We start from the raw sequence: 12743 nt of genomic DNA, 5'->3' as shown, positions 1-12743 counted from the left end.
GGGTCAATACAAATCCACCGGATCCACATCCAGCGACCAGCGCACCGCCCGCCCGCTGGGCATCTGTTCCAGCACCAGCAGCCAGGCGCTCAGCAGTCGATGCAGCGGTGCCCGGGCATTGGCCTGTAATAAAAGCTGCGCGCGATAGCGCCCGGCTCGCCGTTCCATCGGCGCCGGCACCGGCCCCAAGAGTTCGATGCCGGTGAGGTTCTGCTCCGCCAGCAAGCGCTCTGCCTCGCTGCAGGCCTCATCGAGAAAACTTTCGGCCTGCCCCGGCTTATGGGCTTCGGCCCGCAACAATGCCAGGTGGGCAAAGGGCGGCAGGCCGGCGCTGCGGCGTTCGCTCAAGGCTTGTTCGGCGAAGGCGAAATAGCCTTGCTCAGTCAGTTGGATCAGCAATGGATGATCGGCCAGGTGGGTCTGGATGATCACTTTGCCCGGCTCCTCGGCTCGCCCGGCCCGACCTGCGACCTGGACGATCAGTTGCGCCATGCGCTCGCTGGCGCGGAAATCACCGGAAAACAGCCCGCCATCGGCGTCGAGGATCGACACCAGTGTGACCCGTGGGAAGTGGTGCCCCTTGGCGAGCATCTGCGTGCCCACCAGGATGCACGGCTGGCCTTTCTGGATCGTGGCAAACAACTGGTTCATCGCGTCCTTGCGCGAAGTGCTGTCGCGATCCACCCGCAGTACCGGGTAATCGGGGAACAGGATGCCCAGTCGTTCTTCGGCACGCTCGGTGCCGGCGCCGACCGGGCGCAAGTCCACTTTGCCGCACTGGGGACAGTGCCTTGGCACGCGCTCGACGTGGCCGCAATGGTGGCAACGCAACTCGCCATGGCGTTGATGCACGGTCATCCGCGCATCGCAGCGTTCGCAGCCGGACATCCAGCCGCAGTCGTGGCACAGCAGGGTCGGGGCAAAACCGCGGCGATTGAGGAACACCAGGACCTGCTGTCCGGCAGCCAGGGTCTGGCCGATGGCTTGCTGCATCGGCCCGGAAATACCGCTGTCCAGCGGGCGACTTTTCACGTCTAGGCGCAGGAAGCGCGGTTGCTTGGCGCCGCCGGCCCTTTCGTTGAGGCGTAGCAGGCCGTAGCGGCCGGTGTAGGCGTTGTGCAGGCTTTCCAGCGATGGCGTGGCCGAGCCGAGGACGATTGGGATGTTTTCCTGGCGGGCGCGCACCAGTGCCAGGTCGCGGGCGTGGTAGCGCAGGCCTTCTTGCTGTTTATAAGAGCCGTCGTGTTCTTCGTCGATGATGATCAGGCCTGGGTCCTTCATCGGTGTGAACAGGGCCGAGCGGGTGCCGATGATGATATCGGCCTCGCCGTCACGGGCGGCGAGCCAGGCCTCCAGGCGTTCGCGGTCGTTGACCGCCGAATGCACCAGGGCGATCCGGGCGTTGAAGCGCTGTTCGAAGCGCGCCAGGGTTTGCGGGCCGAGGTTGATTTCCGGAATCAGCACCAGCGCCTGCTTGCCGGCTTCCAGGGTCTGGCGGATCAGTTGCAGGTAGACCTCGGTCTTGCCGCTGCCGGTGACACCTGCCAGCAGAAAGGCGTGATAGCTGTCGAAGCCTGCGCGAATCGCTTCGCAAGCAGCCCGCTGTTCGGCGTTGAGCGGCAGTTCCGGCTGGGCCAGCCAATGTTCATGGCGGGCACCGGGGGCGTGCCTGCGCACTTCCACCTGCACCAGGTCCTTGGCCAGCAGTAGATCGAGACTGTCCTTGCTGAGCATCAGTTTGCTCAGCAATTGATGCGCCACGCCGTGGGGATGCTGGGCCAGGGTCGTCAAGGCCTCACGCTGGCGCGGGGCGCGGGCGATGCGTGGATCGTCCTGCGAGGCGCCGGGGGCTACCGACCAGAACCGCTCCTGGCGCGGCTCGGCCGGTTCGCCCTGGCGCAGCAGCACCGGCAGCGCCCAACTCAGGGTGTCGCCGAGGCTGTGCTGGTAATACTGGGACGTCCACAGGCATAACTTGAACAGCGCGGCGGGCAGCGGTGGTGTGGCGTCGAGCAGGGCCAGGGCTGGTTTGAGCTTGTCGGCCGGGACCTCGCTGTGGTCGGTGACCTCCACCAGGATACCGATCATCTCCCGCCGACCGAACGGCACCCGCAGGCGCATGCCCGGGTGCAGCTGGGCGCGCAGGACCCCGGCCGGGGCGCGGTAGTCGAACAGACGGCGCAGTGGCGAAGGCAAGGCGAGGCGCAGGATGGCGTCGGGCACGCGGGAGGGTCTCGATAAACGGATGAATTCAGAAAGCTGGAACAACCCCTGTGGGAGCGAGCCTGCTCGCGATAGCGGTAGAATCAGCCACATGGAGATAGGTTGACACTCCGCCATCGCGAGCAGGCTCGCTCCCACAAAAGAGCTTGCGCATGAGGCCGGGAGCCTAGCAGACGGTTGGTACAAGTCATAGCTTGCGTGATTGATGTTGTCTGGTAGAATCCGCGGCCTAATTACGTGCGGTATTCAACAATAGTGTTGGGTGGCGGCACGCTAGCCTGAGGAAAAGAGCATGAAAACCGATATCCATCCGGAATACCCAGTAATTGCCGTAACCTGCAGCTGCGGCAACAAGTTCGAAACGCGTTCGACCTACGGCAAAGCGATGGCGATCGACGTTTGCAACGAATGCCACCCGTTCTACACCGGCAAGCAAAAGACTCTGGATACCGGCGGCCGTGTTCAGAAGTTCGCCGATCGTTTCGGTGCTTTTGGCGCTACCAAAAAAGCCTGAGGCTGATCATTTTGGATGGTCGTCTCGACCGCTCCAGAACGATGAAAAAGGCGTCCCTTGTGGGCGCCTTTTTTGTGTCTGCGATTTGGCTCAGTGGTGCCCAGGCGTCCTGTCCTTCGCCGGGCAACCTGCCCCAGGTGGCGGTGCAGCGGGTGGTGGATGGCGACACCTTGTACTTGGAGGATGGCCGACGCATTCGGATGATTGGGCTCAATAGTCCGGAGCTGGGCAAGCGAGGCCGCGCCGACGAACCGTTCGCCGTGGCGGCGCGTCAGCGACTCGAAGCTCTGGTGGCCGCCAGCGGTGGCCGGGTGGGCGTATTGCCTGGCAAGGACGACCGCGACGATTACGGCCGCACGCTGGCCCATGTCTACAACACCCAGGGCGAGAACCTCGAGGAGCGGTTGATTGCCGAAGGGCTGGGGTTTCTGGTGGCGGTCGCGCCGAACGTCGACCTGGTCAGTTGCCAGCAAATGGCCGAACGTCATGCGCGGCAAGCTGGAACCGGCCTCTGGAAAAAATCGCCCGTCGTGCGAGCGGAGCAAATCAATGCGCCTGGTTTTGTGCTGACGAGCGGACGTGTCGAAAGCGTGCGGCGCAATCGTGGTGGCATCTGGATTGAATTGCGGGGGGCGGTTGTCTTGCACATTGCGCCCGGTGTGCAGAGGCACTTCGACGCCTCGGCCCTGGAGCGGCTAAAGGGCCGAAAAATCGAGGCCCGTGGCTGGGTCGTCGACCGTGCCCGACGTGGCGGCAACAAGGCTGGGCAGGCGCGATGGATGTTGCCGCTGACCGATCCTGCCATGCTTCAAACGGTCTTGTAAGAGGAAGGTTGTAGACATTTTATTGGTAAATTGTATGCATGTAGCCCTTGTGTTTCGCGGCTATTGGTCCAAAGTCGTAGGGTAGGGCGCTTGACAGCAGTGACTGGTCAGTCTTGTGGGGACTTTGCGAGGCGCGTATCCTCGGCGGTCCGTCTGTCCAACACAGTAAAAAGCGGAATGCCCACATGTCTGATCTGAAAACTGCCGCTCTCGAATATCACGCTAATCCTCGTCCAGGGAAGCTGAGTGTCGAGCTCACCAAGGCCACCGCTACTGCTCGCGACTTGTCGCTGGCCTACAGCCCCGGCGTAGCCGAACCAGTCCGCGAAATCGCTCGCGACCCTGAACTGGCCTACAAATACACCGGTAAAGGCAACCTGGTTGCAGTCATTTCCGATGGCACCGCGATTCTTGGCTTGGGTAACCTCGGCCCATTGGCCTCCAAGCCAGTCATGGAAGGCAAGGGTGTGCTGTTCAAGCGCTTCGCCGGTATCGACGTATTCGACATCGAAGTCGATTCCGAGAGCCCGCAAGCCTTCATCGACACCGTCAAGCGCATCTCCATCACTTTCGGCGGCATCAACCTGGAAGACATCAAGGCACCTGAGTGCTTCGAGATCGAGCGCGCCCTGATCGAGCAGTGCGACATTCCGGTATTCCACGATGACCAGCACGGCACCGCGATCGTCACCGCGGCCGGCATGATCAACGCCCTGGAAATCGCCGGCAAGACCCTGCCGGAAGCCAAGATCGTCTGCCTCGGCGCCGGCGCTGCGGCGATCTCCTGCATGAAATTGCTGGTGAGCATGGGCGCCAAGATCGAAAACATCTTCATGGTCGACCGTACCGGCGTGATCCACTCCGGCCGTGACGACCTGAACCAGTACAAGGCCGTGTTCGCCCACGCGACCGAGAAGCGCTCCCTGGCGGACGCGCTGGACGGTGCCGACGTGTTCGTCGGCCTGTCGGGTCCGAACCTGCTGAGCGCGGAAAACCTGCTGCGCATGGCGCCGAACCCAATCGTGTTCGCGTGCTCGAACCCGGACCCGGAAATTGCCCCGGAACTGGCTCACGCGACTCGCAACGACGTGATCATGGCCACCGGCCGTTCGGACTACCCGAACCAGGTCAACAACGTACTGGGCTTCCCGTTCATCTTCCGCGGTGCACTGGACGTTCGCGCCAAGCGCATCAACGAAGAAATGAAAGTCGCGGCCGCCAACGCCCTGCGCGAACTGGCCAAGCTGCCGGTGCCTCAGGAAGTGTGCGACGCCTACGGCGGCATCAAGCTGGAATTCGGTCGTGAGTACATCATTCCGAAACCAATGGACGCCCGCCTGATCACCCTGATCTCCGACGCCGTGGCCAAGGCCGCCATCGAGACGGGTGTGGCCACCCTGCCGTATCCGAAGAACTACCCGCTCAAGAGCGTGGATGATGTGTTCAACGGCTAAGCCGTTGTAGCGCTTCAACGAAAAGCCCCGACTCCTGTGAGTCGGGGCTTTTTTGTTGCTTTGGGTTTCGTGTAGCCGCCGCAAGCCCACCCCTGTGGGAGCGAGCCTGCTCGCGATTGCAGTCGGCATTCAACATGGGTGCAAGTTGACCGCCGCTATCGCGAGCAAGCTCGGCTCCCACAGGGATGTGGGGGCGGTCAGAACAAATCGATCGGCGCCACTTCGTCCGCCGGCAGCGGGCTGCCCGGTGCGAAGCCGTTGCCCAGCTCGTTGACCGACGGTGGCGTGTCTTCGCTCTTGAACAGTTCGAAGTACGCACCCGGGGTACTTGGCGTCGCAGTGCGGCCACTGACCGGATCGACCCGCAGGCTGAGGATGCCTTCCGGTTCTGGCTGGGTGTGAGGCGGTTTGTCCTTGAGGGCGGCGCCCATGTAGTTCATCCAGATCGGCAGTGCCACGGTGCCACCGAACTCGCGGCGGCCCAGGCTTTCGGGTTGGTCGAAACCGGTCCAGACAGTGGTCACGTAATCGGCGTTGTAGCCGGAGAACCAGGCGTCCTTGGATTCGTTGGTGGTACCGGTCTTGCCCGCCAGGTCCGTGCGACCCAGGGCCAGGGCGCGGCGGCCGGTGCCGAGCTTGATCACGTCCTGCAGCATGCTGTTGAGGATGTAGATGGTACGGCCATCGACAATGCGTTGCGCGATGGCGGGCGTCTGCGGCAGGCCCGGGGCCGTGGTGGCTTCGCCCGGTGTCGCATTGACCGTAAACGTCTCGGTGGACGGTGCCGCGACGCCATCGCTGGCCTGCTCACCCGTGGGCACGCGTGGCGGGTTGGCGGCGAACAGTGTCTCGCCGTTGCGGCTCTCAATCTTGTCGATGATGTACGGGGTGATCTTGTACCCGCCGTTGGCAAATGCACTCCAGCCCATGGCAACTTCCAACGGCGTCAAGGTCGCGGTGCCCAGGGCCAGGGACAGGTTGCGTGGCAGGTCCTGCTTGTTGAAGCCGAACTTGCTGATGTAGTCGATGGTGCGGTCCACGCCCAGTGCCTGCAACAGGCGGATCGAGACCAGGTTACGGGATTTGTACAGCGCCTCACGCAAGCGAATCGGGCCGAGGAACGTATTGGTGTCGTTCTTCGGTCGCCAGACCCTGTCCAGGTATTCATCGACGAACACGATCGGTGCATCGTTCACCAGGCTGGCGGCGGTGTAGCCGTTATCCAGGGCGGCGCTGTAGACGAACGGCTTGAAGCTCGAGCCCGGTTGGCGCTTGGCCTGCAACGCGCGGTTGTAGTTGCTTTGCTCGAAAGCGAAGCCACCCACCAGCGAACGGATGGCACCGTCCAGCGGGTCGAGGGACACCAGGGCACCCTGGGCTGCCGGGAGCTGGCTGAACTTGAGGGTGTTGTCCGCCTGGCGCTGGACGCGGATCAGGTCGCCGACCTGGGAAACGTCCGATGGCTGCCGTGGGTTGGCGCCCATGCTGTTGGTATTGAGGAACGGGCGGGCCCACTTCATGGTGTCCCAGGCCACGTGTTCCTCCTGCTCGCTGTTGCGGGTCAGCACCTCGATTCCGTCCTTGTCCACCGACGTGACAATCGCCGGCTCCAGGCTGCTGATGGTGCGCTGCTTGGTCAACTCCAGGGCCCAGGCTTCCTTGGTCTTGCCCGGCAGGCGTGATTCAGGGCCGCGGTAGCCGTGACGCTGGTCGTAGGTCATCAGGCCTTCATGCAGTGCGGTACTGGCCATTTCCTGCAAGTTGCTTGGCACCGTGGTGGTCACGCGGAAACCTTCGGTGTAAGCGTCGCTGCCATAGCGCCCGACCATTTCGGCACGGGCCATCTCGGCGATATACGGGGCATTCACTTCCGGGGTTGGTACGTGATAGCTGGCGTTCAGCGGTTCATTGATCGCGGCGGTGTAGTCGGCCTCGCTGATCTTGCCGAGCTTGTACATGCGCCCCAGGATCCAGTCGCGCCGCTCCTTGCTGCGCGCCGGGTTGGCCAGAGGGTTGAAGCGCGAGGGGGCCTTGGGCAGGCCGGCAATCATCGCCATCTGTGCCAGGCTCACATCGCGGATCGACTTGCCGTAATACACCTGCGCCGCCGCCTCGATGCCGTAGGCGCGGTTGCCCAGGTAAATCTTGTTCACGTACAGCTCGAGGATTTCATCTTTAGTCAGCTGCCGCTCGATTTGCAGGGCCAGGAGGATCTCGGTGGTCTTGCGCGAGAAGCTGCGCTCGCTGCTCAGGAAGAAGTTCTTGGCCACCTGCATGGTGATGGTGCTGCCGCCGGACTGGATGTGTCCGCTCTTGACCAACTGGCTGGCGGCGCGCATCAGGCTGCCCGGGTCGACGCCGTAGTGATTGGCGAAGTTGTCGTCTTCAGCACTTAGTAACGCATTGATGAAATTGGGGGGAATGTCGGCGAAACGGATTGGCGTGCGGCGCATTTCGCCAAATTCGGCGATCAATTTGTTGTCGCTGCTGTACACCCGCAACGGAATCTGCAACTGAATGCTTCTCAGCGCCTCCACGGACGGCAATCCCGGACTAAGGTAAAGAAAGGCACCGCTCAGGCCCAAGAGCAGTCCGCAGAAAACGGCGACGATGGACCATCCGAAAAATTTCAGCAGACGAATCAAGGCTTTTGGGTATCCAGGCAAAGAATGAAAAGGCGCCAGGTGCAGGGATGGACCCGTGCTTGCAACAAAGCGAAAAAAAACGCTGAGCATTATAAGCATTTTTTGTCCTCGGGAATGCCATCCCGACGTCCGTCGGACCGCTGTGATTGAACGCAATGCATATTAGAGAGTCCGTAACTCACGGATAGTCATAGGGAATTGGTAGTGCTACGACTCTTCAATAAAAAAGCCCATGCGCTTCTGGGGATCGACATCAGTTCGACGTCGGTGAAGTTGCTGGAGTTGAGCCGCCAGGGCGATCGATACCGCGTCGAGTCCTACGCGGTCGAACCGTTGCCAGCCAACGCCGTGGTCGAGAAGAACATCGCCGAGCTCGAAGGGGTGGGGCAGGCGTTGTCGCGCCTGTTGGCCAAGGCCAAGACGCCCTTGCGTGGCGTGGCGCTGGCCGTGGCGGGTTCGGCGGTGATCACCAAGACCATCGAGATGGACGCCGGCTTGTCCGACGATGACATTGAAAACCAGCTCAAGATCGAGGCGGATCAATACATACCCTATCCGCTGGATGAGGTGGCCATTGATTTCGAAGTGATGGGTGTTTCGCCACGCAGTACCGAGCGCGTCGAAGTGCTGCTGGCGGCATGCCGCAAGGAAAACGTCGAGGTCCGCGAGGCCGCGTTGGCGCTCGCCGGGCTGACGGCCCGGGTGGTCGATGTAGAGGCGTATGCGCTGGAGCGTGCTTTCGGCCTGCTCGCCACGCAACTGGCTGCCTCCCAGGAACGGCTGACTGTGGCGGTTGTCGACATCGGCGCCACCATGACCACCCTCAGCGTGCTGCACAACGGGCGCATCATCTATACCCGCGAACAATTGTTCGGCGGTCGCCAACTGACCGAGGAAATTCAGCGCCGCTATGGCCTGACACCCGAGCAGGCCAGCCTGGCAAAGAAGCAGGGTGGCCTGCCGGATGACTATCTCGGCGAAGTGCTGCAACCTTTTCGCGAGGCTCTGGTACAGCAGGTCTCGCGGTCCCTGCAGTTCTTCTTCGCTTCGGGCCAGTACGGTGCGGTGGACCACATTCTGCTGGCCGGGGGCACGGCTTCGGTCACCGGCCTGGATCGGCTGATCGAGCAGCGCCTGGGCACGCCGACCCAGGTGGCCAACCCGTTTACCAACATGACCCTGAGCAGCAAGATCAATGCCGGCGCCCTGGCCGGTGATGCGCCGGCATTGATGATTGCCTGTGGGCTGGCCCTCAGGAGTTTCGACTGATGGCGCGGATCAACCTGCTTCCCTGGCGCGAAGAGTTGCGCGAGGAGCGGCGCAAACGCTTTTTGCTGGCCTTGGTGGGGGCGCTGGTCGGTGCGGTCGGCGTGGTCCTGGTCGCGGTTCGGTCCATCGACAGCGCCATCGACCACCAGGTCGCTCGCAATAGCTATCTCTCCGAGCAGATCGCCGTGCTGGACGAACGCATCAAGCAGATCAGCGAATTGAAGGCCCGTCGCCAGCAATTGCTGGAGCGCATGCGCATCATCCAGGACCTGCAGGGTAACCGGCCAGTCAGTGGGCGCATCTTCGACCAATTGGTGCGGACCCTGCCGGACGGGGTGTATTTCACTGAAGTGAAGTTGGAAGACCGGATGCTCTCGATCAAGGGGGCCGCGGAATCGAACAACCGGGTCTCGGACCTGATGCGCAACCTGGACTCGTCGGACTTGTTCGACACGCCCAGCCTGACGGCGGTCAAGGCCACCACCTCTGGGCAGCTCGACCAGGCCAACGTTTTCCAGCTCACGGTTCGCCAGACACGCCCGGCCGATGCGGAGGAGGGCCAATGAAACCGGGGGAGTGGTTCGACGCGCTGCGCCAGATCGACCTCGGTGATCTGGACACCAACAACATCGGCTCCTGGCCGGCGCCCATCAAATGGCTGTCCGGTGTCCTGCTGGTGGTCCTGGTGCTGGGGCTGGGCTATAACGTTGCCTTGAGTGACCTGGAAAACCAGTTGCAGCAAGTGCGCGAGGAAGAAAATACCCTCAAGGCGCAATTTGCGGGCAAGGCTCACATGGCCGCGAACCTGGAGCGCTACACCGAGCAGATGAAGCAGATGGAAACGTCTTTTGGTGTGCTGTTACGGCAATTGCCCAGCGATACCGAAGTGCCGGGCCTGCTGGAGGACATTACTCGCACCGGCCTGGGCAGTGGTCTGGAGTTCGAGGAAATCAAGTTGCTGCCGGAGGTCACCCAGCCGTTCTACATCGAGTTACCGATCCAGATCACCGTGACCGGTGGCTACCACGACCTGGCGACGTTCGTCAGTGGGGTGGCGGGGCTGCCCAGGATTGTCACGCTGCACGATTTCGAGGTCGCACCGATGGAGCCCGAGGCAGGCACGAAACTGCGCATGAGCATCCAGGCCAAGACCTACCGGTACAACGAGCAGGAGGCGCAACCATGAGGCCGGTGTGGCGCATCTACCTGCTGGCAGGCCTGGTCGCGCTGGCGGGCTGTGGTAACGACAACGGTTTCAGCGACCTGGACGCCTACATGAACGAAGTGCGCCTGCGGCCGCCCGGCAAGATCGAGCCGACGCCGACGTTCAGGCCCTACGAAACCTTTACCTACAGTGCCGCCAACCTGCGCGGCCCGTTTTCCCGGCAGGTCCGCGTGGACCAGGCCGAGCGGCAGCGGGGCTCGCGCAACGTCCGGCCCGACCCGAACCGGGTCAAACAGTACCTGGAAGGCTTCAACATCGAGCAGTTTGAAATGGTCGGTACGATCTCCAACGCCCGTGGCTCCTTCGCGCTCCTGCGGGGCGCGGGCGGGGTGCATCGGCTCAAGGTCGGTGACTATCTGGGGCGCAACGACGGGCGGATCGTCAACATCAGCGCCGCCCAGGTCGATGTGGTCGAAATCGTTCCCGATGGCGAGGGTGCCTGGCTGGAGCGACCACGGACCATTCCTTTGAAAGAGCATTCATAGTGGAACTCGAACAATGAACAGGTTTTTTTCAGCCCTCGGTATTTCGCTATGGATAGCGCTGTTGTCGCCGATGGTTCACGGGGCCAGCCTGAAGACGCTGGATGTGGCGGCGTTGCCGGGGGACCGTGTCGAGTTGAAGCTCACCTTCGACGGGCCGCCGCCGACACCCCGGGGCTACACCACCGAACAGCCGGCGCGGATTGCACTGGATCTGCCGGGCGTGAGCAATCAGCTTTCCAGCAAACGCCGCGACCTGGGCGGGGGCAATGCACGCAGCGCCACCGTGGTCGAGGCTGGGGGTCGCACCCGGTTGATCATCGGGCTTACCCAATTGGCGCCGTATGACACCCGGGTCGAAGGTAACAACCTGTTCGTGGTGGTTGGCAAGGGCGCCACCTCGAAGCGTGCTGCCCCGAAGAGCTCCGCCCAGGTCCCGCGCCCGGCGGTTGCCAGCGCTGCGCCTGCGAGGGCCAGTGCGCCGGTGGGCAAGGCGATTCGTGGGGTGGACTTCCAGCGTGGGACCCAGGGCGAAGGCAACGTGGTGATCGACCTGTCTGATCCGTCCATCGCCCCGGACATCCAGGAGCGCGAAGGCAAGATCATCCTCAATTTCGCCAGGACCCAGTTACCTGAGCCGCTGCGGGTGCGCCTGGACGTCAAGGACTTCGCCACCCCGGTGCAATTCGTCAATGCCAGCGCCGGCAGCGACCGGGCGACCATCAGCATCGAACCCAGTGGCACCTTCGACTACTCGACCTACCAGACCGACAACAAGCTCACCGTCAGCGTCCGGCCCATGACTGTCGAGGACCTGCAAAAACGCAACGCCGACCGTGCGGCCTACAGTGGCGAGAAGCTCTCGCTCAACTTCCAGGACATCGAGGTGCGTTCGGTCCTGCAACTGATTGCCGATTTTACCAACCTGAACCTCGTGGCCAGCGACACGGTGCAGGGTGGCATCACCTTGCGGTTGCAGAATGTGCCCTGGGACCAGGCGCTCGACCTCGTGCTCAAGACCAAGGGGTTGGACAAGCGCAAGGTCGGCAACGTGCTGTTGGTAGCTCCGGCTGATGAAATTGCCGCCCGTGAGCGCCAGGAATTGGAGTCGCAGAAACAGATTGCCGACCTGGCGCCGCTGCGGCGTGAGCTGTTGCAGGTCAACTATGCGAAGGCGACGGACATCGCCAAGCTGTTCCAGTCGGTGACCAGTGCCGAGGCGAAAGCCGATGAGCGCGGCACGATCACGGTCGATGAGCGAACCAACAACATCATTGCCTACCAGACCCAGGACCGCCTTGACGAACTGCGCCGGATCGTGGCGCAGCTGGATATTCCGGTGCGCCAGGTGATGATCGAGGCGCGGATTGTCGAGGCTAACGTCGACTACGACAAAAGCCTGGGCGTGCGCTGGGGCGGTTCGATACAAAACAAAGGCAACTGGAGCTCCTCGGGGGTCACCACGGGCGACTCCACCACCATCGGCACGCCGGGCAGCACTAGCACCAACCAGCCGTTCGTCGACCTGGGCGCCTCGGGCAATACCTCGGGCATCGGCATTGCCTTCATCACCGACAACGTATTGCTGGACCTTGAGCTGACGGCCATGGAGAAAACCGGCAACGGGGAGATCGTCTCCCAACCCAAGGTGGTGACGTCCGACAAGGAAACGGCAAAGATCCTCAAGGGCACGGAAATTCCTTATCAGGAAGCCAGCTCCAGCGGCGCTACGTCGGTGTCGTTCAAGGAGGCTTCGCTATCGCTGGAGGTGACCCCGCAGATCACTCCCGACAACCGGATCATCATGGAGGTCAAGGTCACCAAGGATGAGCCGGACTACCTGAACAAGGTGAATGATGTGCCGCCGATTAAGAAAAACGAGGTCAATGCCAAGGTCCTGGTCAATGATGGCGAGACCATTGTGATTGGCGGGGTTTTCTCAAATACTCAGAGCAAGGTTGTAGATAAGGTGCCATTTCTTGGCGATGTGCCGTATCTTGGCCGCCTTTTCCGGCGTGATGTGGTCTCGGATAGCAAATCCGAGCTGCTGGTGTTCCTCACTCCGCGTATCATGAATAACCAGGCGATTGCTGTGAGTCGTTGATTC

10 protein-coding genes are annotated in these 12743 nt (G+C 62.2%); 8 read left to right on the top strand and 2 right to left on the bottom strand.

Going from position 1 to position 12743, the window contains the following annotated elements; translation table 11 throughout:
- Nucleotides 1-3 precede the first annotated feature (3 nt).
- Entirely contained in the window at nucleotides 4-2223 is a 2220-nt protein-coding gene (locus AACY31_RS01535) for a primosomal protein N' (RefSeq protein WP_339481034.1), read from the bottom strand.
- 292 nt (nucleotides 2224-2515) lie between these two features.
- Between AACY31_RS01535 and rpmE the strand changes: the two genes are divergently transcribed.
- The 3 genes from rpmE to AACY31_RS01520 all read left to right on the top strand — a co-directional run bounded on the left by rpmE (nucleotide 2516) and on the right by AACY31_RS01520 (nucleotide 5015).
- The gene (rpmE, locus tag AACY31_RS01530; protein ID WP_339481033.1) at nucleotides 2516-2737 is read left to right on the top strand and encodes a 50S ribosomal protein L31; all 222 of its coding nucleotides are present in this window, start codon (nucleotides 2516-2518) and stop codon (nucleotides 2735-2737) included.
- Between the two features lie 41 nt (nucleotides 2738-2778).
- Nucleotides 2779-3561 (top strand): thermonuclease family protein, encoded by a 783-nt coding sequence (locus AACY31_RS01525; protein WP_339481032.1) that lies wholly within the window; start codon nucleotides 2779-2781, stop codon nucleotides 3559-3561.
- Nucleotides 3562-3746: 185 nt separating this feature from the next.
- Nucleotides 3747-5015, top strand: a complete 1269-nt coding sequence (locus AACY31_RS01520) for a malic enzyme-like NAD(P)-binding protein (protein WP_058542650.1) — start codon at nucleotides 3747-3749, stop codon at nucleotides 5013-5015.
- Between the two features lie 197 nt (nucleotides 5016-5212).
- On the opposite strand, the gene AACY31_RS01515 is transcribed toward AACY31_RS01520, so the two are convergent.
- Nucleotides 5213-7657, bottom strand: coding sequence for a penicillin-binding protein 1A (locus AACY31_RS01515; RefSeq protein WP_445261515.1), 2445 nt, complete (start codon nucleotides 7655-7657; stop codon nucleotides 5213-5215).
- A 207-nt stretch (nucleotides 7658-7864) separates the two neighbouring features.
- On the opposite strand from AACY31_RS01515, the gene AACY31_RS01510 reads away from it, so the two are divergent.
- From AACY31_RS01510 to pilQ, 5 genes are read left to right on the top strand one after another with little or no spacing between them, the layout of a single operon-like run.
- The gene (locus AACY31_RS01510; protein WP_339503726.1) at nucleotides 7865-8929 is read left to right on the top strand and encodes a pilus assembly protein PilM; all 1065 of its coding nucleotides are present in this window, start codon (nucleotides 7865-7867) and stop codon (nucleotides 8927-8929) included.
- Nucleotides 8929-9495 (top strand): PilN domain-containing protein, encoded by a 567-nt coding sequence (locus AACY31_RS01505; protein ID WP_339481024.1) that lies wholly within the window; start codon nucleotides 8929-8931, stop codon nucleotides 9493-9495. The genes AACY31_RS01510 and AACY31_RS01505 overlap by 1 nt, the downstream gene beginning before the upstream one ends.
- Nucleotides 9492-10115, top strand: coding sequence for a type 4a pilus biogenesis protein PilO (pilO, locus tag AACY31_RS01500; protein ID WP_339481023.1), 624 nt, complete (start codon nucleotides 9492-9494; stop codon nucleotides 10113-10115). Before AACY31_RS01505 ends, pilO begins: the two co-directional genes overlap by 4 nt.
- Nucleotides 10112-10639 (top strand): pilus assembly protein PilP, encoded by a 528-nt coding sequence (locus AACY31_RS01495; RefSeq protein ID WP_339503724.1) that lies wholly within the window; start codon nucleotides 10112-10114, stop codon nucleotides 10637-10639. Before pilO ends, AACY31_RS01495 begins: the two co-directional genes overlap by 4 nt.
- Before the next feature lie 13 nt (nucleotides 10640-10652).
- Nucleotides 10653-12740 (top strand): type IV pilus secretin PilQ, encoded by a 2088-nt coding sequence (gene pilQ / locus AACY31_RS01490; RefSeq protein ID WP_339503722.1) that lies wholly within the window; start codon nucleotides 10653-10655, stop codon nucleotides 12738-12740.
- Nucleotides 12741-12743: the final 3 nt, after the last annotated feature.

Origin of the sequence: Pseudomonas sp. RL_105y_Pfl2_101 (assembly GCF_963970585.1) — a bacterium.
In the GTDB taxonomy this organism is placed as follows: Bacteria; Pseudomonadota; Gammaproteobacteria; order Pseudomonadales; family Pseudomonadaceae; genus Aquipseudomonas.
Note: the sequence above shows the minus strand (reverse complement) of the source record. Positions and strands in the feature narration are given on the sequence as shown.

Bases quoted from the DNA above. Each gene is read 5' to 3' on its own strand.
- AACY31_RS01520 (WP_058542650.1), top strand. From the start codon at position 3,747: ATGTCTGATCTGAAAACTGCCGCTCTCGAATATCACGCTAATCCTCGT.
- pilQ (WP_339503722.1), top strand. From the start codon at position 10,653: ATGAACAGGTTTTTTTCAGCCCTCGGTATTTCGCTATGGATAGCGCTG.
- AACY31_RS01495 (WP_339503724.1), top strand. From the start codon at position 10,112: ATGAGGCCGGTGTGGCGCATCTACCTGCTGGCAGGCCTGGTCGCGCTG.
- AACY31_RS01525 (WP_339481032.1), top strand. From the start codon at position 2,779: ATGAAAAAGGCGTCCCTTGTGGGCGCCTTTTTTGTGTCTGCGATTTGG.
- pilO (WP_339481023.1), top strand. From the start codon at position 9,492: ATGAAACCGGGGGAGTGGTTCGACGCGCTGCGCCAGATCGACCTCGGT.
- AACY31_RS01505 (WP_339481024.1), top strand. From the start codon at position 8,929: ATGGCGCGGATCAACCTGCTTCCCTGGCGCGAAGAGTTGCGCGAGGAG.
- rpmE (WP_339481033.1), top strand. From the start codon at position 2,516: ATGAAAACCGATATCCATCCGGAATACCCAGTAATTGCCGTAACCTGC.